This window comes from Streptomyces paromomycinus (genome assembly GCF_003865155.1).
Classification (GTDB): Bacteria; Actinomycetota; Actinomycetes; order Streptomycetales; family Streptomycetaceae; genus Streptomyces; species Streptomyces chrestomyceticus.
The window spans coordinates 7,856,534-7,876,832 of record NZ_BHZD01000001.1; the positions used below are offsets into that span (position 1 = coordinate 7,856,534).

The following is a 20,299-nucleotide window of genomic DNA, read 5'->3' on the forward strand; positions in this document are numbered from 1 at the left end:
AGGCGCCGGGGGCGGTTCTCCTCACAGCGTCGAGCGCAGCCACTGCTCGACGCTGGCGATGTGCACCGTCGCCCAGGCCCGCGCCGCCTCCGCGTCCCGGTCGCGGAGGGCGCCGAGGATCGCCCGGTGCTCGGTGAGGGTGCGGCTGACGGCGTCCTTCTGTGTCAGCCCGCGCCAGACCCGGGCCCGGGTCGTCGGCCCGGACAGACCGTCGAGCAGGGAGCACAGCACCGAGTTGCCGGCGGTGGCCACGATCCGCCGGTGGAACTCCAGGTCGCAGGCGACCAGGCCCTCCACCGGCGGATACGGGCCGAGCGCGTCCAACTGGCGCTCCAGGTCGTCCAGTTCGGCGGGGCGGATACGGCCGGCCGCCATCGCGGTGGCGGCCGGCTCCAAAATCCGGCGGACGGCCAGGAACTCCAGGATTGTGTCGTCGCGGTGGAAGTCCACCACGAAGCTCAGCGCTTCGAGGAGGAGCTGCGGGTCCAGGCTGGTGACGTAGGTGCCGTCGCCCTGGCGGACGTCCAGGATGCGGATCAGCGACAGGGCCCGTACCGCCTCGCGCAGCGAGTTGCGGGACAGGCCCAGGTCCGCGGCGAGTTCGCTCTCCTTGGGCAGCCGGTCGCCCGGCCGCAGCGCACCGGAGACGATCATCGCCTTGATCTTCTCTATGGCCTCGTCCGTGACCGCCATGTCCGCAGCCTTCCCGCTCGCACGCCACCACCGGATGCCCGCATACATCCGATGTCTGCGTCATTATGGCCACGGAAGCCCGGCCTCGGGACCCTCCGGCCGAAGCCGGTGACGGGTGAACTCCCGGGCCGCGTACGCACAGCACGGCTCGCGGCCCGGAAGGTCACCGGCGCGCTCAAACAGCCCGGACGAGCGCCTCCGCCTCGGCCGCCGCGGCCGCCTCGTCCAGCGTCGTCAGCCGCCGGTCGCGCATCAGCACCCGGCCGTCGACGACCGTGTCCCGCACGTCACCGGCCCGCGCCGAGTACGCCAGCGTCGACCACGGGTCGTGCCGGGGCGCCAGGTGCGTACCGCCGAGATCGAGCACCGCCAGGTCCGCGCGCTTGCCCACCTCCAGCGAGCCGAGCTGCCCGCCCAGCCCCAGGGCCCGTGCCCCTTCGATCGTCGCCATGCGTACGGCCTGCTCGGCGCCGACCGCCGTGGGGTCGCCGCCCGCCTTGTGCACCAGCGCCGCCATCCCCAACGCGCCCACCATGTCCAGGGAATTGGAGCTGACCGCGCCGTCCGTGCCGAGCCCGACCCGTACGCCCTGCCGCAGCAGCTCCGGTACCGGGGCGATGCCGCTGCCCAGCTTGAGGTTGGAGACCGGGCAGTGCGCGACGCCCGTACCGGTCGCGGCCAGCGCGGCGATCTCGGTGTCGGTCAGCTCGACGGCGTGCGCGAGCAGCGTGTCTGGGCCCAGCAGCCCCAGGGAATCCAGCAGTTCGACGGGGCGCTTGCCGTGCCGCTCGCGCACCGTCGCCACCTCGTTGGCGTTCTCCGCGGCGTGCAGGTGCAGCAGCGCGCCGTGTTCCCTGGCCAGCGCCGCGATGTCCGTGAGCTGCGCGGCGTCCAGGAGGTAGGCGCTGTGCGCGAAGACCACCGGGCGGGTGCCGGGGGAGGGGGCACGGCCGTCGAGGTACCCGCGCGCCCACGCCATCCGGTCCCCGTACGGCATCCGGTCGGGCGGGCCGGGCACGTCCATGAACGTCGGGCCGGACAGCAGCCGCCAGCCGGCGTCCCGCGCCGTGCGTTCGGCCGCCTCGTGGAACCAGTACATGTCCAGGGCGGTGGTCACCCCGCCCCGCACGCTCTCCGCGACGGCCAGCCGCAGGCCCGCGGTCACCGCCTCCGGGGACAGCAGCGCGTTCTCCCGCGGCACCACCCGGCCCAGGAAGCCCTGGAGGTCCAGGTCGTCGGCGTGGCCGCGCAGCAGCGTCATCGCCAGGTGGGTGTGGGTGTTGACGAGGCCGGGGAGGACCAGGCAGCCGGTGGCGTCGATCTCCTGCGCGGCGCGGTACGAGGCGCGCAGCCCGGCCGCCGCGCCCACCGCGACGATCTCCCCGTTCCGTACGGCCACCGCGCCGTCGGCCAGCACCGTGCCCGCCGCGTCGACGGTGAGCACCGTACCGCCGTGCACCAGCAGATCGGCCGCCGCCGGGGCGCCCCCGGCCGCCCGCGTGTTCCGTACCGCGCTCACCGGGCCTCCTCCGCCAGCGTCCGCAGGGCGTCCAGCGCGACGACGCAGCCGCGCGCCACGCCCTCGGCGACGGCGTCCCGGTGCGGGTCGTACCCACCGGTGGCCGCCTCGTCGACCAGCTCGTCCGCGTTCACCCCGTCGATCACCAGGACCGCGCCGGCCGTCAGCCCGCGCAGCCCGGCGGTCACCAGCAGCGCGGACACCTCCATCTCGATCGCCGCCACGCCCGCCGCGGTGTACGCCGCCACCGGCAGCGGCAGCAGCCCCGGCTGGAACGCCGCCCGGGTCCACACCACCCCCCGGTGGTACGGCGCCCCGGCCCGCGCCGCCGCCCCGGCGAGCGCCAGCACCGCCTCCGGCGCGGCCACGGCCGGGTACTCCGGCGGCACCAGCTGCTGCGTCACCCCGTCGTCCCGTACGGCCGCCTCGGCGATCACCAGGTCGCCGTCGCCGATCCCCGGCCGGACCGCGCCCGCCGTACCGAGGCGTACGAAGGTCCGTACGCCCGCGTCGGCCAGTTCCTGGAACAGCAGCACCGCGCCGGGCGCGCCGACCCCGTGCGAGGCGACCACCACCGGCAGGCCCTGCCAGGTGCCGGTGAACGTCCGGTACTCCCGGTGGCAGGCGATCTCCACGGCGTCATCGAGCAGCTCGGCGACGGCGGCGGCACGGGCCGGGTCGCCGACCACGACGGCATGCGGCGGCAACCCGCCGCGCGGCAGGCGGGCGAGGGGGGACAACTCTGGGGACACGGGTCGGCTCCAAGGGCTCGGGCGCACGGCCCGGGACACGGGACAATGCGGACGGGACGGCGGTCGCCCCCCAACCTACGGGCCCGCCCCGGCACACCCGCAACGTGGTCCCGCCGGCCGCCCCGGCCGGCTCATCCCCGCCCCGACGCCACCTCCAACTCCAGCAGCCACTGCACGACTTCGGCGTGGTGCCGGGCCTGGAGCAGGTTCGCTCCCCACACGTACAGACCGTGTCCCGCGACGACCACGGCCGGCATCCGCGGTTCCCTGGCCTCCTCCAGCCGGTCCCCGAGCACGTCCATGTCCTGGCTGTTGGCGACGACCGGCAGCCGCACCGCCGTCCCTTCGGCGGGCAGGCCGAGCCCCTTGAGCATCTCCAGGTCCCGGAAGACGATGCCGCCGGGCCGCCGCCGTCCCATCGCCACGGCGGCGACCGTGTGGACGTGCACGACCGCGCCCGCCCCGGTCAGCCGCACCACGCGCGCGTGCAGTCCGGCCTCGGCGGACGGCTTCCCGGCCCCGGCCGACGTGCCCGCCGCCCCCTCGACGGCGGCGCCCCGGCCGTCGACCAGCACCACGTCGTCCTCGGTCAGCTCGCCCTTGTCCCGCCCGCTCGCGGTCACCGCGAGCCGCAACGGATCGCGGGCCAGCACGACCGACAGGTTGCCGGACGTGCCGCGCATCCAGCCGAACCCGGCGAACCGCGCGGCCTCGGCGGCCAGCCGGGCCCCGGCCCGCCGCACCTCGTCGGCGCCGACGGCCGGTACGTCCGGCGGTGCCGCTGTCCCGGCCCCGGCCGGCGTGCGGGCCCCACCTCCCGTACGGATCTCCAGTTCCGCGAAAGAGGCCACCTCGGGATGATGGCCCACCCCGCTCTCGTAGTACGGCTCACCCGGCCGCCGCACCCCGGCCGTCCGCCACCCGGCGGCCCGCGCCGCGTCCAGCTCCCCGGGCCGGTCGGACAGGAACAGCACCCGCCCCGGCGCGGCCCCCAGGTCCGCGGTGATCGCCTCGTACGACGCGGCCACCAGCTTGGGCCCGGCGTTCTCCGTGTCGTAGAACTCCCCGGCCAGCGGCCGCAGATCGCCCTCCGGGCTGTGCCCGAACCACGCCCGCTGCGCCGCCACCGACCCCGACGAGTACACGTGCAGCCGTACCCCCGCCGCGTGCCACTCCCGCAGCCGGGGCAGCACGTCCGGGTAGAAGTGCGAGACCAGCTCCCCGCTCGCGAAGCCCTCCGCCCACACGATGCCCTGGAGGGTCTTCAGGGGCGTGGCCTTGCGGTCCTCGTCCAGCCACGCGCCGAGCGCCCGCTCCATCCGGGCCGCGTCGGCGGCCGGCTCGTCCAGCATCTCCCGTATCTGCCCGACGGCCCGCCGAACCTCGGGCTCGGCGGCCCGCTCGGTCAGCAGCCGCCCGAACCGCTTGCGGGCGTACGGGTACAGCTCGCCGACGACGAAACCCGTCGCGCTCGTGGTGCCCTCGATGTCCAGCACCACATGGTCCACGTCGAACGTCCGGGTCACGCCGCGCCCCGTTCCGCCCGGCCGGCCGTGAGCGTGTCGAAGTCCGGGAACCGCAGCGCGATGTCGTCGCCCGTGAACGTGCCGATCCAGCCGTCCTCCTCGTGGAAGAAGCGCAGGGCCGTGAAGGACGGGCGGGTGCCCATGTCGAACCAGTGGGCGGTGCCCCGGGGCACGCCCAGCAGATCGCCCTCCTCGCACAGCACGGCGTGCACCTCGCCGCCCACGTGCAGGTAGAACACCCCGGACCCGGCGACGAAGAACCGCACCTCGTCGTCGTCCTCGTGGGTGTGCTCGGCCAGGAACTTCTCCCGCGCCGCCTTCGCCTTGCCGGGCCACGCCGGGTCGTCACCGGGATGCAGGGACACCGCGTCCACCGTCACGAACCCCTCCTCGGCGGTCAGCGTGGCGATCTCCGCCCGGTACGCCGCGAGGACGGCCGCGGGCTCCGCGTCCGGCGCCACGTCCGGACGCACCGGCCACTGCTCGTACCGCACCCCGATCGGCGCCAGCGCCGCGGCGATCTCCGCGGGCTCGGCCGTGCGCCGCAGCACGGTCTCCGGGCCGCTCTCCGGCCAGGTGGTCAGCAAGGTCATGAGGATCTCCAAGGTCGGTGACGGGCTGGAGAAACACGGGACACGGGCCGCGGGAGCGGCCGGGCCCCTGTCCGGCGATGCTAGTGCGGGCGTCCGCAACCGGAGCCGGGCGCGGCCCCGCCGGTACGTGTGCGATCTCCGCCCGGCGGGTACCTCAGGGAGCCGGAAGCGTGCGGACGAAACCGGCGGGAGGCGAAGAGCGCAGGTCATGGACGCTTGGGATGTGATCGTCGTCGGCGCGGGCTCGGCCGGCGGCGTACTGGCCGACCGGCTCACCGAGGACCCCGGACGGTCCGTACTGCTGCTGGAGGCGGGGCCCGATCACGGCAGCTCGCCCGACGGCCTGCCCGACGACGTGGCCACCAGCCCGGCCGCCACGCACAGCCACGACTGGGGGTACGTGAGCGAGCCCGGCGCCCTCGGCCGCACCGTCGCGCTGCCCCGCGGCAAGCTCGTCGGCGGCTCCTCGGCGATCAACTCCGCGATCGCCCTGCGCGGGCACCCGCGGGACTACGACGCCTGGGCCGCCCAGGGCAACGACGGCTGGTCGTTCGCGGACTTCCTGCCCAGCCTGCGCCGCGTCGAACGCGACCTGGACGCCGGGCCGCCCTGGCACGGCACGGACGGCCCGGTCCCCGTGCGGCGGTACGGCACGGACGAGACGAACCGGTGGCAGCGCGCCTTCCACCACGCCTGCACCGCCCTCGGCCACCCGCCCGTCGCCGACCACAACGCCCCCGGCGCCCGCGGCGTCGGCCCGGTCCCGGTCAACCGGATCGGCGGCGTCCGGCAGAGCACCGCCCTCACCTACCTCGCCCGGGCACGCGACCGGAGCAACCTCACCGTGCGAGGCGACGTCCTCGTCGACCGGGTCGTCCTGCGCGACGGCCGGGCGGTGGGCGTCCAGTTGGCCGACCCGGCCCGTACGGTGCTGCCCGCCCACCGGGTGGTGCTCGCCGCAGGCGCCTACGGCAGCCCGCCCATCCTCCTGCGCTCCGGCATCGGCCCGGCGGACCACCTGCACGGCCTCGGCATCCCCGTGACGGCCGACCTGCCCGGCGTGGGGGAGAACCTGCGCGACCACCCCGCCGTCACCCTCAGGTACGCCACCGGCGCCCCGCCGCCCGGACCGCGCGATCCGGTGCTGCAAACCTTTCTGACCTGCGACCTCAGCGGCGGCGACGGACCGCCCGACCTCCAGGTCTTCCCCTCGGGCCCCGAGACGGACGAGGACGGGACGACGGTGCTCACCTTCTGGGTGGCCCTGCTGCGTCCCTCCTCCTGCGGCCGGCTCCGGCTCCGCTGTGCCGACCCCCGCGACGCCCCGCGCATCGACGTCGGCTTCCTGCGCGACCCGGAGGACACCCGCCGCATGGTGACGGGCATGCGGCTGGCCCGCTCCCTCGCCCGTACCGCGCCCCTGTCCGGCCTGCTCCGCGAGGAGCGCGCGCCGGGCCCCGCCGTCACCACCGACGCGCAGCTGGCGGAAGCGTTGCGGCAGACCGTCAGCGGCTACCAGCACGCTGCCGGGACCTGCCGGATGGGCCCGGCAGCGGACCCCGGCGCGGTGGTCTCCGCCACCGGCGCCGTGCACGGAGTCGACGCCCTGCACGTCGTCGACGCGTCCGTGATGCCGACGCTGCCCGCCGCCAACACCAACCTCACCGCCATGGCGATCGCCGAGCACTGCGCGCACGGGCTCTGAGGCGCTTCCGGTACGCCGAAGGGCGGCTCCCCACCAGGGAGCCGCCCTCAGGACGACAGGGGACGCAGCGGGTCAGCCGCGCTGCTCCAGTATCGACTTGGTCCGGGCGCGGACGTCCTCCGTGTCCAGGCCGCGGATGGTCAGCGTGGTGCGGCGGCGCAGCACGTCGTCGACGGTCTCCGCCCACTCGTGGTCCCGGGCGTAGACGACCTGGGCCCAGATCTCCGGCGCGTCCGGGTGGATGCGCTCGGCCAGGGCCGCGTCCTCGTTGGCCAGCCGCGCGATGTCGAAGGACAGCGAACCGTAGTGGGTGGCCAGGTGGCGGGCGGTCTCCGGCGCCATGCGCGGGCCGGGGGCCGAGCCGTCGACCAGCAGCCGGTGGGCGACCGCGTTGGGGTTGGCGATACCCGGCAGCGGCAGCTTCTTCGGCAGGTGTGCGATCGGCTCCATGTCCTCGGCCAGCGGCTGGCCGGGCAGCGCCGCCAGCTTGTTCATGACCGTACGGCCGATGTGGCGGAAGGTGGTCCACTTGCCGCCCGCGACGGAGAGCATGCCGCCCGCACCCTCGGTGACGACGGTCTCGCGCTTGGCCTTGGAGGTGTCGCCGGGGCCGCCCGGCAGCACCCGCAGACCCGCGAAGGAGTACGTGATCAGGTCACGCGAGAGCTGCTGGTCGCGGACGGAGAACGCCGCCTCGTCCAGGATCTGCGCGGTGTCCTTCTCGGTGACGCGGACGTCCGCCGGGTCGCCCTCGAACTCCTCGTCGGTCGTACCGAGCAGCAGCATGTCCTCCCAGGGGAGGGCGAAGGTGATGCGGTACTTGTCGATCGGGGTGGCCAGCGCGGCCTTCCAGGGGGAGGTGCGCTTGAGGACCAGGTGCGCGCCCTTGGACAGGCGGATGGAGGGCGCCGCGTTCGGGTTCTCCATCTTGCGCAGGTGGTCGACCCACGGGCCGGTCGCGTTCAGGACCAGGCGCGCGTTGACACCGAACTCGGTGCCGTCGGTGCCGTCCTTCAGCTCGGCACCGGTGACCCGGCCCTGGGTGAAGCGCAGGCCGGTGACCTCGGCGTGGTTGAGGACGGTGGCGCCGGCCTCGACGGCCGCGCGGACCGTCATCAGGGCCATCCGGGCGTCGTTCATCTGGTCGTCGCCGTACACCGCGACGGCCTTGAGGTTGTCCGTCCGCAGCTCCGGCACGTCGCGCTGGGCCTTGGACGGGCTGATGACGTGACCGACACCGTCACCGAAGGCGGACAGCGCGGAGTAGGCGAAGACGCCCGCGCCGAGCTTGGCCGCGCCGTGCGGGCCGCCCTTGTAGACCGGCAGGTAGAAGGTCAGCGGGTTGGCGAGGTGGGGGGCCACCTCACGCGAGACCGCACGGCGCTCGAAGTGGTTCTCCGCCACCAGCTTGACCGCGCCGGTCTGCAGGTAGCGCAGGCCGCCGTGGAGCAGCTTGGAGGAGGCGGAGGAGGTGGCGCCGGCGAAGTCGCCGGCGTCCACCAGCGCAACCCGCAGCCCCGACTGCGCGGCGTGCCAGGCGGTGGAGATGCCCAGGATGCCGCCGCCGATCACCAGGAGGTCGTACGTCGCCTTGGAAAGCTGCTCCCGGGTCTCGGCGCGGCTCTGGGTCGAACCGTCGGCCGGGTGCGTCCCGAGGGCCGGGACGCTCTGCAGGGTGCTCATGATTACTCCTCGTCCTCGATCCAGCCCATGGTCCGCTCGACGGCCTTGAGCCAGCTCTTGTACTCGCGGTCGCGGGTCTCCGCGTCCATGCGGGGGGTCCACTCGGCGGCCCGGCGCCAGTTGGCGCGCAGCGCGTCGGTGTCCGGCCAGAAGCCGACGGCCAGTCCGGCGGCGTAGGCGGCGCCGAGGCAGGTCGTCTCGGCCACCATCGGGCGCACCACGGGGGCGTCCAGGAAGTCCGAGATGGTCTGCATCAGCAGGTTGTTGGAGGTCATCCCGCCGTCGACCTTCAGCGAGGTCAGGTCGACGCCGGAGTCCTTGGTCATGGCGTCGGTGATTTCGCGGGTCTGCCAGGCGGTGGCCTCAAGGACGGCGCGGGCGATGTGCGCCTTGGTGACGTAGCGGGTCAGGCCCGCGATCACGCCGCGCGCGTCGGAGCGCCAGTAGGGGGCGAACAGGCCGGAGAAGGCCGGGACGAAGTACGCGCCGCCGTTGTCCTCGACGGTGGACGCCAGCGTCTCGATCTCGGCGGCCGAGTTGATCAGGCCCATCTGGTCGCGCATCCACTGCACCAGCGAACCGGTGACGGCGATCGAGCCCTCCAGGGCGTACACCGGCGGCTCGTCGCCGATGCGGTAGCCGACCGTGGTCAGCAGCCCGTTGTAGGAGTTGACGGGCTCGTCACCGGTGTTCATCAGCATGAAGGTGCCGGTGCCGTACGTGGACTTGGCCTCGCCCTTGTCGTAGCAGGTCTGGCCGAACAGCGCGGCCTGCTGGTCGCCCAGTGCCGAGGCGACCGGCACGCCGGCCAGCGCGCCCGCGGCGGCGGTGCCGTACACCTCGGCCGACGAGCGGATCTCCGGCAGCACCGCGGCCGGGATGTCGATGGAGTGCAGGATCTTCTCGTCCCACTCCAGCCGGCGCAGGTTCATCAGCAGGGTGCGCGAGGCGTTGGTGACGTCGGTGACGTGCACGCCGCCCTGGGCGCCGCCGGTCAGGTTCCAGATGACCCAGGAGTCCATGGTGCCGAAGAGGATGTCGCCGGCCTCGGCGCGCTCGCGCAGGCCCTCGACGTTGTCCAGCAGCCAGCGGATCTTCGGGGCGGCGAAGTACGAGGCCAGCGGCAGGCCGGTCTCGCGGCGGAAGCGGTCCTTGCCGACGTTGCGGCCCAGCTCGCGGCAGAGCGCGTCGGTGCGGGTGTCCTGCCAGACGATGGCGTTGTGGACCGGCTCGCCGGTGTTCTTGTCCCACATCAGCGTGGTCTCGCGCTGATTGGTGATGCCGATCGCCTTGACGTCCTTGGCGGTGATGCCGGCCTTGTCGACGGCACCGGCCACGACCTGCTGGACGTTCTCCCAGATCTCCTTGGCGTCGTGCTCGACCCACCCCGGCTTGGGGAAGATCTGTTCGTGCTCCTTCTGGTCGACCGAGACGATCCGGCCGTCCTTGTCGAACACGATGCAGCGGCTGGACGTGGTGCCCTGGTCGATGGCCGCAATGAACGGGCCGTGCCCGTGGGAGGCGGTGCTGTGGTTGTCGCTCATGGTGTCTGTGCTCCAAAAATCTTCGGTCGGGCGGCGCGGCTCAGGCGAACGCGAGGTTGTAGATACCACCGGCGATCGCGCCGCCGATCAGCGGACCGGCGACCGGGATCCACGCGTAGCCCCAGTCCGACCCGCCCTTGTTCGGCAGCGGAAGCAGCGAGTGGACGATACGCGGACCGAGGTCGCGAACCGGGTTGATCGCGTAGCCGGTCGGGCCGCCCAGCGACAGACCGATGCCGACGACCACGAACGCGGTCAGCAGCGCACCGATGACGCCGACGCCCTTGCCGTCGTCACTGAGGCCCTGCGTGAGGATCGCCAGCACGAGCACGATGGTGGCGATGACCTCGGTGGTCAGGTTCTGCACCACGTTGCGGATCTCGGGTCCGGTGGAGAAGACGCCGAGAACCGGGCCGGCCTTGGGGGCCGCCGCCCTGTCGACCATGCCTTCCTGCCCGCTCTGCTCGCCCACGATCTCCGGGTCGCTCAGATGGGCCTTGAAGTGGCCGTAGTACGCGAGCCACACGAGCACCGCGCCGATCATGGCGCCGAGCAGCTGCCCGGCGAAGTACACCGGCAGGTCGCCCCACGGTGTACCGCCCTTGATCGCCAGTCCCACGGTGACCGCCGGGTTGAGGTGCGCGCCGGACTTCGTCGCGATGTACGCGCCGGTCAGTACGGCGAAACCCCACCCGAAGGCGATGGCCACCCATCCCGCTTCGAATGCCTTCGAGCGCTTCAGCGTGACGGCGGCGCAGACGCCACCGCCCAGCAGGATCAGAACAGCGGTACCGATGGTCTCGCTGATGAAGATGTCGGAGCTGGACACCCGCGACTCCTTTGTCCTTCGTCCAGGGGAAGGCGGACCCCGGGTCCCTCCGAGGTCCGCGCCCTCCGAGAGGGCGTTGGTCGGCCTCCGGCACTGTCCACCATAACCAATATTGTCGTTTGGTGTTCGACAATGCCGACCGACGAACGGCAGTTTTCTTCACACGTAGCACCCCGTCAAGGGTTCTGTGACTGAAAACTTAGGTGAACATATGGGACTGGAAGGGTCAGAATCGCCCTGCGCCCAGGTCCCGGGAGACGGCACGGGCGCAATCCCGCACGGCGGCGACGATTTCCGGCCGCAGCTCACCCGGCTCGCCGTCCCGGCAGACCCGCTCCACCGCACCGGTCACACCGACCGCGCCCACCGGCATCCGCCGCCGGTCGTGGATGGGCGCCGCCACCGAGGCCACGCCCTCCCAGGTCTCCTCCACGTCGGCCGCCCAGCCGCGCGCCCGGGTGAGGTCCAGCACACCCTCCAGGTCCTCCAGCGCGGTCACCGTGCGCGGCGTGAACGCCTGCCGCTCGGCCTCCGCCGCCTCGCTGTGCGCCACCGGGTCGTACGCCGTCAGCACCTTGCCCAGCGCCGTGCTGTGCAGCGGGTGCATCGCGCCGACCTCCAGCACCTGGCGGCTGTCGTCGGGCCGGAAGACGTGGTGCACGATCAGCACGCCCTGCTGGTGCAGCACCCCCAGGTAGACGCTCTCGCCGCTGGAGCGCGCCAGGTCGTCCGTCCACACGAGCGCGCGGGCGCGCAGCTCGTGCACGTCCAGGTAGCTGTTGCCGAGGCGCAGCAGCTCGGCGCCCAGCTGGTAGCGGCCGGACGCCGGGTCCTGCTCGACGAAGCCCTCCTGCTGGAGCGTGCGCAGGATGCCGTGCGCGGTTCCCTTGGCCAGGCCCAGCGCGGAGGAGATGTCGGAGAGGCCCAGCCGCCGCTCGCCGCCGGCCAGCAGCCGCAGCATCGCGGCGGCACGTTCCAGTGACTGGATGTTCCGTGCCATCGGGCAACCTCCGGTGAAGCGGTGAAGCGGGTGACATGGTGCGGTGTACGGCGCGCGACCGGCCCGGGGGAGCGGTTCGGCAATGCTGAACGATATCGGTGAATGCCGACCCTGTGGCAGTCGACCGACCCCTGTCAATGATCTTGACCGGGTCCGGCGCCGCCTCCCGCCCGGCTCCCGAGGTGCCCGGCCGCCGCCGAGGTCCCCGTACGACTTGCGGGAGTCCAAGCCCTGGGACACCCGGGCCACCGGCAGCCACGCCCGCTACCCTGACCGGGTGCGCCTTCTACCGGAAGACGCAAAGCCGACAGCCGTCGCAACCAGGGGAGCACCTCCATGGCCTCGTACACGCCATCGTCCACCAGCACATCCCGCACCACGGCACTGCGCGAGGCCCTCGCCTCCCGCGTGGTGGTGGCCGACGGGGCGATGGGCACGATGCTCCAGGCACAGGACCCGTCGATGGAGGACTTCCAGCAGCTGGAGGGCTGCAACGAGATCCTGAACATCACCCGTCCGGACATCGTCCGTTCGGTCCACGAGGAGTACTTCGCGGTCGGTGTCGACTGCGTCGAGACCAACACCTTCGGTGCCAACTACGCCGCGCTCGCCGAGTACGACATCCCCGAACGGGTCTTCGAACTGTCCGAGTCGGGCGCCCGCATCGCCCGCGAGGCCGCCGACGCGTTCACCGCCTCGACCGGGCAGCAGCGCTGGGTGCTCGGCTCCATGGGCCCCGGCACCAAGCTGCCCACCCTCGGGCACGTCGACTACGCCACCCTGCGCGACGCCTATCAGCAGAACGCCGAAGGCATGATCGCCGGCGGCGCCGACGCGCTGCTCGTCGAGACCACCCAGGACCTCCTCCAGACCAAGGCCGCCGTCCTCGGCGCCCGCCGCGCCCTGGCGGCCACCGGCACCGACCTGCCGGTGATCTGCTCGGTGACCGTCGAGACCACCGGCACCATGCTGCTCGGCTCGGAGATCGGCGCCGCGCTGACCGCGCTGGAGCCGCTCGGCATCGACATGATCGGCCTGAACTGCGCCACCGGCCCCGCCGAGATGAGCGAGCACCTGCGCTACCTCGCGCGCAACGCCCGCGTCCCGCTGTCCTGCATGCCCAACGCCGGACTGCCCGTCCTCGGCAAGGACGGCGCCCACTACCCGCTGTCCCCGGGCGAGCTGGCCGACGCCCAGGAGACCTTCGTCGCCGAGTACGGGCTCTCGCTCGTCGGCGGCTGCTGCGGTACGACGCCGGAGCACCTGCGCCAGGTCGTCGAGCGGGTACGGGGCCTGGCCCCCACCGAGCGCAGCCCGCGCCCCGAGCCCGGCGCCGCCTCCCTCTACCAGACCGTCCCGTTCCGCCAGGACACCTCGTACCTGGCGATCGGCGAGCGCACCAACGCCAACGGCTCCAAGAAGTTCCGCGAGGCCATGCTGGAGGGCCGCTGGGACGACTGCGTGGAGATGGCCCGCGACCAGATCCGCGAGGGCGCCCACCTGCTCGACCTGTGCGTGGACTACGTCGGCCGGGACGGCGTCGCCGACATGCGGGAGCTGGCCGGCCGCTTCGCCACCGCCTCCACCCTGCCCATCGTGCTGGACTCCACCGAGGTCCCGGTGATCCAGGCGGGCCTGGAGAAGCTGGGCGGCCGCGCGGTCATCAACTCCGTCAACTACGAGGACGGCGACGGCCCCGAGTCGCGGTTCGCCCGGGTGGCCGCGCTGGCCCGGGAGCACGGTGCCGCGCTGATGGCGCTGACCATCGACGAGGAGGGCCAGGCCCGTACCGTCGAGAACAAGGTCGCCATCGCCGAGCGCATCATCGAGGACCTGACGTCAAACTGGGGCATCCGCGAGTCGGACATCCTCATCGACTGCCTGACCTTCACCATCTGCACCGGTCAGGAGGAGTCCCGCAAGGACGGCGTCAACACCATCGAGGCGATCCGCGAGCTGAAGCGGCGTCGCCCCGACGTGCAGACCACGCTGGGCCTGTCCAACATCTCCTTCGGCCTCAACCCGGCCGCCCGTATCGTGCTCAACTCCGTCTTCCTCGACGAGTGCGTCAAGGCCGGACTGGACTCGGCGATCGTGCACGCCTCCAAGATCCTGCCGATCGCGCGCCTGGAGGAGGAGCAGGTCAAGGTCGCCCTCGACCTGATCTACGACCGGCGCGAGGAGGGCTACGACCCGCTCCAGAAGCTCCTGGAGCTGTTCGAGGGCGCCACCGCCAAGTCGCTGAAGGCCGGCAAGGCCGAGGAACTGCTCGCGCTGCCCCTGGAGGAGCGGCTGCGGCGCCGCATCATCGACGGCGAGAAGAACGGCCTGGACGCCGACCTGGACGCGGCGCTCGCCGAACGCCCGGCCCTGGACATCGTCAACGACACCCTGCTCGAAGGCATGAAGGTGGTCGGCGAGCTGTTCGGCTCCGGCCAGATGCAGCTGCCGTTCGTGCTCCAGTCCGCCGAGGTCATGAAGACCGCGGTGGCCTACCTGGAGCCGCACATGGAGAAGTCCGACTCCGAGGGCAAGGGCACCATCGTCCTGGCGACCGTCCGCGGCGACGTGCACGACATCGGCAAGAACCTGGTCGACATCATCCTGTCCAACAACGGCTACAACGTCGTCAACCTCGGCATCAAGCAGCCGGTTTCGGCCATCCTGGAAGCCGCCGAGGAACACCGCGCAGACGTCATCGGCATGTCCGGACTGCTGGTCAAATCCACGGTGATCATGAAGGAGAACCTGGAGGAGCTCAACCAGCGCAAGATGGCCGCCGACTTCCCCGTCATCCTCGGCGGCGCCGCCCTGACCCGCGCCTACGTCGAACAGGACCTGCACGAGATCTACGAGGGCGAGGTCCGCTACGCCCGCGACGCCTTCGAGGGCCTGCGCCTGATGGACGCCCTGATCGCCGTCAAGCGCGGCGTGCCCGGCGCCACCCTGCCCGAGCTCAAGCAGCGCCGCGTCCCCAAGCGCGACATCGAGATCAAGGAGCCGGAGCCGGAGGAGGGCACCGTCCGCTCCGACGTGTCCACCGACAACCCCGTCCCCGCCCCGCCCTTCTGGGGCACCCGCGTCGTCAAGGGCATCCAGCTCGCCGACTACGCCTCCTGGCTGGACGAGGGCGCCCTGTTCAAGGGGCAGTGGGGCCTCAAGCAGAACCGCGCGGGCGACGGACCCTCGTACGAGGAACTGGCCGAGACCGAGGGACGGCCCCGGCTGCGCGGCTGGCTGGACAAGCTCCAGACCGAGAACCTCCTGGAGGCCGCCGTCGTCCACGGGTACTTCCCCTGCTACTCCAAGGGCGACGACCTGATCCTGCTCAACGAGGACGGCACCGAGCGCACCCGCTTCACCTTCCCGCGCCAGCGCCGCGGCCGGCGCCTGTGCCTGGCGGACTTCTTCCGCCCGGAGGAGTCCGGCGAGCGGGACGTCGTCGGCCTCCAGGTCGTCACCGTCGGCTCGAAGATCGGCGAGGCCACCGCCGAGCTGTTCGCCTCCGACTCCTACCGCGACTACCTGGAGCTGCACGGCCTGTCCGTGCAGCTCGCCGAGGCCCTCGCCGAGTACTGGCACGCCCGGGTCCGCGCCGAGCTGGGCTTCGCCGGTGAGGACCCCGCGGACGTCGAGGACATGTTCGCGCTGAAGTACCGCGGCGCCCGCTTCTCGCTCGGCTACGGAGCCTGCCCCGACCTGGAGGACCGCGCCAAGATCGCCGACCTGCTGCGGCCGGAGCGGATCGGGGTGCAGCTCTCCGAGGAGTTCCAGCTGCACCCGGAGCAGTCCACCGACGCGATCGTCATCCACCACCCGGAGGCGAAGTACTTCAACGCGCGGTAGCACCGGGGCCGGCGGGGCCACGGAAGTCCCCGCGGGCCACGCGCGTCCCCCCGCACAGACGTACACTGGTCGGTCCGGTAGAGGCCGGCCGCTCTCTCCTCGCGGGAGAGCGGCCGGCCCTTTCGTCCCTCCGGGGACGCGCGAGTACGGAGGTGCACGGATGACCAGCAGCATCCCCGCGGTAGGAACCCGTACGGCCGACGGCGCCACCCTGCAGGCCGTCTTCCTCGACCTGGACGGCACCCTCGTCGACACCGAGGGCTTCTGGTGGGAGGCGGAGGCCCAGGTCTTCGCCGAACTGGGCCACGTACTGGACGACCACCACCGCCAGGTCGTCGTCGGCGGGCCGATGAAGCGCAGTGCCGCGTACCTGATCGAGGTGACCGGCGCCGACATCGGCCTGGACGACCTGAGCGTGCTGCTCAACGCCCGGTTCGCCGAGCGCATCGCCCGCGGCGTGCCGCTGATGCCCGGCGCCCGCCGGCTGCTCGCCGAACTGTCCGCGCACGGCGTGCCCACCGCCCTGGTCTCCGCCTCGCACCGCACCGTCATCGACCGGATGCTGTACTCCCTGGGTCCCGAGCACTTCCGCCTGACGCTGGCCGGCGACGACCTGCCCCGTACGAAACCCCACCCCGACCCCTACCTGACCGCGGCCGCCCGGCTCGGCGTGGACCCCCGGCGCTGCGCCGTGGTGGAGGACACCGTCACCGGGGTGACGGCGGGGGAGGCGGCCGGCTGCCAGGTCGTCGCGGTGCCGTCGGTGGCCCCGATCGGCCCCGGCGCGGGCCGCACCGTGGTCGGATCGCTGGAAGAAGTGGATCTCCCATTTCTCCGGTCGCTCATCACGGACGGCCGGTGACGTGTGCACTGAGCGTGTCCCGCTGAAAGCGGAAGAAACTGTAAGGAGCGGGCCGCTCATTTTCCGTGACGAATGCGGCGGCCGAATTCAACCGGACGATCCCCCCAATGGCGGAGTGACGTTTCTCACGCGCGGACCCGTCGACAGTGCGGCGCGCAGTCGTTCCAAGGTGGCTTTCTCCTGGTTTCCCTGGGGGTAAGTGTCCGGATTGATGGAGGCGCGTACGGTTCGTTCCACCGTCCGGATATCGATCACCGGGCATCCGTTATCCGGGCGTGATATCCGTTCAACTCTGTTGTGTCCCGGAGGCCCTGGCAGTTCCTACTAATGTCAACGCGAGCAACACCTCTGCGCTGATAAGGAACCTGCCGACGATGAATCGCAAGACCTTGGTGCTGCCGGCCCTGGCCGGTCTGCTCGTCCCCACGCTCGCCGCCTGCGGCAGTTCGGACGGCTCCGGCGAAGGCGGCAAGCCGATCAAGGTCGGCACCACCGCCCAACTGGAGGCCACCAAGGACGCGCCCGCCCCGCTCGACCCCGCGCAGGCGTACGACGTCGACGCGTGGAACGTGCTGCGCGGAACCCTGCAGACGCTCATGCGGCTGCCCCGCAGCGGCACCGCGCCGGTGCCCGAGGCCGCCGAGTCCTGCGGATTCCGGGACACCCAGAACGAGCAGTTCCGCTGCAAACTCCGCGACGGACTGAAGTTCTCCAACGGGCACGCCCTGACGTCCAAGGACGTGAAGTTCTCCATCGACCGGATGCTGGCCATCAAGTACGACCGCGGCCCCATCTCCCTGGTGGACAACGTCGACAAGGTCGAGACGCCCAGCGAGACCGAGGTGGTCTTCCACCTCAAGAAGCCGGACGCCACCTTCCCGCAGAAGCTCGCCACCCCGGCGGCGGCCATCGTCGACAGCGAGGTGTATCCGGCCAAGGGCCTCTACAAGGGCTTCGAGGTGTCCGGCTCCGGCCCGTACACCGTGCAGGTCGAGCACAGCGGAGAGCGCATCAGCAAGGCCGTCTTCACCAAGAACCCCGACTACAAGGGCGGGATCGAGACGAAGAACTCCACCGTCGAGATGAAGTTCTTCGAGGACTCCGACGGCATGGAGAAGGCGCTGCGCAAGGGCGACATCGACCTGATGAACCGCAGCCTGACCCCCGATCAGGTCAAGGGCCTGGAGAACGCCCGCGACGAGCACGTCGCCCTGACGGCCGTACCCGGCTCCGAGATCCGCTACCTGGCCTTCAACACCGACGACCCGTCGGTCTCCGACAAGGCCGTCCGCCAGGCCATGGCCCAGCTGGTCAACCGCTCCGCGCTGGTCCGCGACGTGTACTCCTACGCCGGCGACCCGCTGTACTCCCTGGTGCCCAAGGGCCTCACCGGCCACATCAACTCGTTCTTCACCAAGTACGGCAACCCGAGCGTCCCCGCCGCCCGCAGGATCCTCCAGCAGGCGCACATCAACACCCCGGTGAAGCTCACCCTCACCTACACCGCGAACCACTACGGCTCCAGCACCGCCGACGAGTTCAAGGAACTCCAGAGCCAGCTCAACAAGAGCGGCCTGTTCGACGTCCAGATCAAGGGCATCGACAACTGGACGCAGTTCCGCAAGGAGCAGTCCGAGGGCAAGTACGCCGTCTACGGCATGGGCTGGTTCGCCGACCTCCCCGACGCGGACAACTACATCGCGCCGTTCATCGGCAAGGGGAACTTCCTCAACTCCCCGTACCGCAACAACAAGATCGAGAACCAGCTGATCCCCACCACCCGCCAGCAGACCGACCGCAACTCCGCCGCCGAGGGCTTCAAGCAGGCCCAGGACATCATCGCGGACGAGGTACCGGTCCTCCCGCTGTGGCAGGGCAAGCAGTACGTCGCCTCCCGCGACGACATCACCGGCGCCGAGTGGGCCCTGAACTCCTCCTCGGCCCTGCAGATCTGGGAACTGGGCCGCGGCGTGAGCAGCAACTGACGACGACCTCCGGCCGGCGCCACCGCGCGCCGGCCGGCTGCCGCATCCCCGAGACGGCGCGCACCACCACAACCGATGACGGCACCCTGCCGGCACACCGACACCGGCACCCGCCGGCGCGGACACACCGCTGAACCGCCAGGACGACTGTGAGGAACACGCACGTGAGGAAACGCGACCAGTGGCTCGCCGCACCGCTGGGGGCAGGGCTCGTCGCCGCCCTGGTCAGCGGCTGCGGAACCGGCGAGGGCTCGGCCGGCGGGACCGGGGAACCCGTGGTGATGGGCATGACCGACAAGGTCGTCTCCACCGACCCCGCCGCCGGCTACGACCCGGTCTCCTGGCTGCTGTTCAACAACGTCTTCCAGTCGTTGCTCAGCTTCCCCAAGGGCAGCACCAGCCCCGAACCCGAGGCCGCCGACTCCTGCGGCTTCGTCGAGGGCGGCAGCACCGTCTACAAGTGCACCCTCAAGGACGGCCTGAAGTTCAGCAACGGCAACAGCCTCACCGCCGAGGACGTCAAGTTCTCGTTCGACCGGATCAAGCGGATCAACGACAAGCGCGGTCCCGCCGTGATGTTCGCCGGTCTGGACAAGGTCGAGGCCCCCGACGACCAGACCGTCGTCTTCCGCCTCAAGACGCCCGACGCGACCTTCCCCATGAAGATCGCCTCCGGTGCCGGCTCCATCGTCGACCACCGTGAGTACGCGCCCGACAAGCTGCGCACCGACAACAAGGCCGTCGGCTCCGGCGTCTACACCCTCAACGACTACGACGCCTCCTCCGAGGCCGTCTTCGGCGTCAACAGCTCCTACAAGGGCCCCGCCAAGGTCAAGAACTCCGGCATGACCATGAAGTTCTTCACCAGCCAGGACACGCTGAAGAAGGCGGTCCAGGACGGTTCGATCGACATCGCCTACCGCGGTCTGGCCATGAAGGACATCGCCTCGCTGGACCAGGCGTCCGACAGCCAGACGCACGGCATCCAGGTCGTCGAAGGCAAGAGCGCCGAGGTCATGCACCTGGTCTTCAACATGCGCGACCCGGTGGCCGGCAAGCTCGGCGTCCGCAAGGCCGTCGCCTACCTGCTGGACCGCTCCACGCTCGTCCGCGACGTCTACAAGCGCACCGCCGAACCGCTGTACTCGATTGTCCCCGCGGGCATCACCGGCCACAACACGGCCTTCTTCTCCACCTACGGCGACCGGCCGCAGACCGACAAGGCCCTCGCCGCCCTGCACGACGCCGGCTACAACAACAAGAAGGTCCCGCTCACCCTCTGGGCCACCCCCGTCCGCTACGGTCCCGGCACCGTCCCGGCCTTCCAGGAGATCGCCCAGCAGCTCAACGCCAGCGGCCTCTTCGACGTCAAGGTCAAGAGCGTGCCCATCGAGGAGTTCGAGCAGGGCGTGGAAGCCGGGAAGTACGGCGCCTACGTCAAGGGCTGGGTCCCCGACTACCCGGACCCGGACAACTTCACCCAGCCGTTCTTCGGCAAGGACAACGTCCTGCGCAACAACTACGACGCCAAGCGGATCACCTCGAAGCTGCTGCCCGGCACCGCCGGCCAGCCCGACCGGCAGGCGACCAAGACCGCCTTCCGTGAGGTGCAGGACATCGTCGCCGAGGACCTGCCGGTCATACCGCTGTGGCAGGGCAAGCAGTACGCCGTCGCCCGCCAGAACGTCGACGGCCTCCAGTGGACGCTGGACGCCACCACCGTCTTCCGCTTCTGGGAGCTGAAGAAGGGCTGACGGGAGAG

Annotated in this window: 14 protein-coding genes; 5 read left to right on the plus strand and 9 right to left on the minus strand. The window is 71.5% G+C overall.

Annotation, left to right across the window (positions count from 1 at the left end; genetic code table 11):
• Positions 1–21: 21 nt before the first annotated feature.
• From OEIGOIKO_RS33890 to OEIGOIKO_RS33910, 5 genes are all read right to left on the minus strand, one after another.
• The gene (locus tag OEIGOIKO_RS33890) at positions 22–693 is read right to left on the minus strand and encodes a FadR/GntR family transcriptional regulator (protein WP_125057241.1); all 672 of its coding nucleotides are present in this window, start codon (positions 691–693) and stop codon (positions 22–24) included.
• Between the two features lie 175 nt (positions 694–868).
• On the minus strand, positions 869–2,212 hold the full coding sequence (locus OEIGOIKO_RS33895; protein WP_125057242.1) for an amidohydrolase: 1,344 nt from the start codon (positions 2,210–2,212) through the stop codon (positions 869–871).
• On the minus strand, positions 2,209–2,964 hold the full coding sequence (locus OEIGOIKO_RS33900; RefSeq protein WP_125057243.1) for a nucleoside phosphorylase: 756 nt from the start codon (positions 2,962–2,964) through the stop codon (positions 2,209–2,211). The genes OEIGOIKO_RS33895 and OEIGOIKO_RS33900 overlap by 4 nt, the downstream gene beginning before the upstream one ends.
• A gap of 131 nt (positions 2,965–3,095) precedes the next feature.
• Entirely contained in the window at positions 3,096–4,490 is a 1,395-nt protein-coding gene (mtnC, locus tag OEIGOIKO_RS43620) for an acireductone synthase (protein WP_125057244.1), read from the minus strand.
• Entirely contained in the window at positions 4,487–5,083 is a 597-nt protein-coding gene (locus OEIGOIKO_RS33910; RefSeq protein WP_125057245.1) for a 1,2-dihydroxy-3-keto-5-methylthiopentene dioxygenase, read from the minus strand. Before OEIGOIKO_RS33910 ends, mtnC begins: the two co-directional genes overlap by 4 nt.
• A 208-nt stretch (positions 5,084–5,291) precedes the next feature.
• Here OEIGOIKO_RS33910 and OEIGOIKO_RS33915 point away from each other — a divergent pair, with 208 nt between their 5' ends.
• The gene (locus OEIGOIKO_RS33915) at positions 5,292–6,788 is read left to right on the plus strand and encodes a GMC family oxidoreductase (RefSeq protein ID WP_170251939.1); all 1,497 of its coding nucleotides are present in this window, start codon (positions 5,292–5,294) and stop codon (positions 6,786–6,788) included.
• 72 nt (positions 6,789–6,860) lie between these two features.
• Here the strand turns inward: OEIGOIKO_RS33915 and OEIGOIKO_RS33920 are convergent, their stop codons facing one another.
• The 4 genes from OEIGOIKO_RS33920 to OEIGOIKO_RS33935 all read right to left on the minus strand — a co-directional run bounded on the left by OEIGOIKO_RS33920 (position 6,861) and on the right by OEIGOIKO_RS33935 (position 11,844).
• Positions 6,861–8,471 carry a glycerol-3-phosphate dehydrogenase/oxidase gene (locus tag OEIGOIKO_RS33920; protein ID WP_125057247.1) on the minus strand — a complete coding sequence of 537 codons (1,611 nt, stop codon included), beginning with the start codon at positions 8,469–8,471 and terminating at the stop codon, positions 6,861–6,863.
• Between the two features lie 2 nt (positions 8,472–8,473).
• Positions 8,474–10,015, minus strand: a complete 1,542-nt coding sequence (glpK, locus tag OEIGOIKO_RS33925; RefSeq protein WP_125057248.1) for a glycerol kinase GlpK — start codon at positions 10,013–10,015, stop codon at positions 8,474–8,476.
• A gap of 40 nt (positions 10,016–10,055) precedes the next feature.
• Positions 10,056–10,844 (minus strand): MIP/aquaporin family protein, encoded by a 789-nt coding sequence (locus OEIGOIKO_RS33930; protein ID WP_125057249.1) that lies wholly within the window; start codon positions 10,842–10,844, stop codon positions 10,056–10,058.
• Between the two features lie 226 nt (positions 10,845–11,070).
• On the minus strand, positions 11,071–11,844 hold the full coding sequence (locus OEIGOIKO_RS33935) for an IclR family transcriptional regulator (RefSeq protein ID WP_030021479.1): 774 nt from the start codon (positions 11,842–11,844) through the stop codon (positions 11,071–11,073).
• 336 nt (positions 11,845–12,180) lie between these two features.
• Here OEIGOIKO_RS33935 and metH point away from each other — a divergent pair, with 336 nt between their 5' ends.
• The 4 genes from metH (at position 12,181) to OEIGOIKO_RS33955 (ending at position 20,291) form a co-directional block, all read left to right on the plus strand.
• Complete coding sequence (gene metH / locus OEIGOIKO_RS33940) at positions 12,181–15,690, plus strand: methionine synthase (RefSeq protein ID WP_125057250.1); 3,510 nt, start codon at positions 12,181–12,183, stop codon at positions 15,688–15,690.
• A 160-nt stretch (positions 15,691–15,850) separates the two neighbouring features.
• A complete protein-coding gene (locus OEIGOIKO_RS33945) occupies positions 15,851–16,552 on the plus strand; it encodes an HAD family hydrolase (RefSeq protein ID WP_125057251.1) in 702 nt (233 codons plus the stop codon).
• A 374-nt stretch (positions 16,553–16,926) separates the two neighbouring features.
• Complete coding sequence (locus OEIGOIKO_RS33950) at positions 16,927–18,537, plus strand: ABC transporter substrate-binding protein (RefSeq protein ID WP_125057252.1); 1,611 nt, start codon at positions 16,927–16,929, stop codon at positions 18,535–18,537.
• A gap of 164 nt (positions 18,538–18,701) precedes the next feature.
• Positions 18,702–20,291 carry an ABC transporter substrate-binding protein gene (locus OEIGOIKO_RS33955; protein WP_125057253.1) on the plus strand — a complete coding sequence of 530 codons (1,590 nt, stop codon included), beginning with the start codon at positions 18,702–18,704 and terminating at the stop codon, positions 20,289–20,291.
• The last annotated feature ends 8 nt before the right edge of the window (positions 20,292–20,299 follow it).

Excerpts from the sequence above, each read along its gene's own strand:
- OEIGOIKO_RS33890 (WP_125057241.1), bottom strand. The coding sequence starts at position 693 with ATGGCGGTCACGGACGAGGCCATAGAGAAGATCAAGGCGATGATCGTC.
- OEIGOIKO_RS33910 (WP_125057245.1), bottom strand. The coding sequence starts at position 5,083 with ATGACCTTGCTGACCACCTGGCCGGAGAGCGGCCCGGAGACCGTGCTG.
- OEIGOIKO_RS33915 (WP_170251939.1), top strand. The coding sequence starts at position 5,292 with ATGGACGCTTGGGATGTGATCGTCGTCGGCGCGGGCTCGGCCGGCGGC.
- OEIGOIKO_RS33920 (WP_125057247.1), bottom strand. The coding sequence starts at position 8,471 with ATGAGCACCCTGCAGAGCGTCCCGGCCCTCGGGACGCACCCGGCCGAC.
- glpK (WP_125057248.1), bottom strand. The coding sequence starts at position 10,015 with ATGAGCGACAACCACAGCACCGCCTCCCACGGGCACGGCCCGTTCATT.
- OEIGOIKO_RS33935 (WP_030021479.1), bottom strand. The coding sequence starts at position 11,844 with ATGGCACGGAACATCCAGTCACTGGAACGTGCCGCCGCGATGCTGCGG.
- metH (WP_125057250.1), top strand. The coding sequence starts at position 12,181 with ATGGCCTCGTACACGCCATCGTCCACCAGCACATCCCGCACCACGGCA.
- OEIGOIKO_RS33945 (WP_125057251.1), top strand. The coding sequence starts at position 15,851 with ATGACCAGCAGCATCCCCGCGGTAGGAACCCGTACGGCCGACGGCGCC.
- OEIGOIKO_RS33950 (WP_125057252.1), top strand. The coding sequence starts at position 16,927 with ATGAATCGCAAGACCTTGGTGCTGCCGGCCCTGGCCGGTCTGCTCGTC.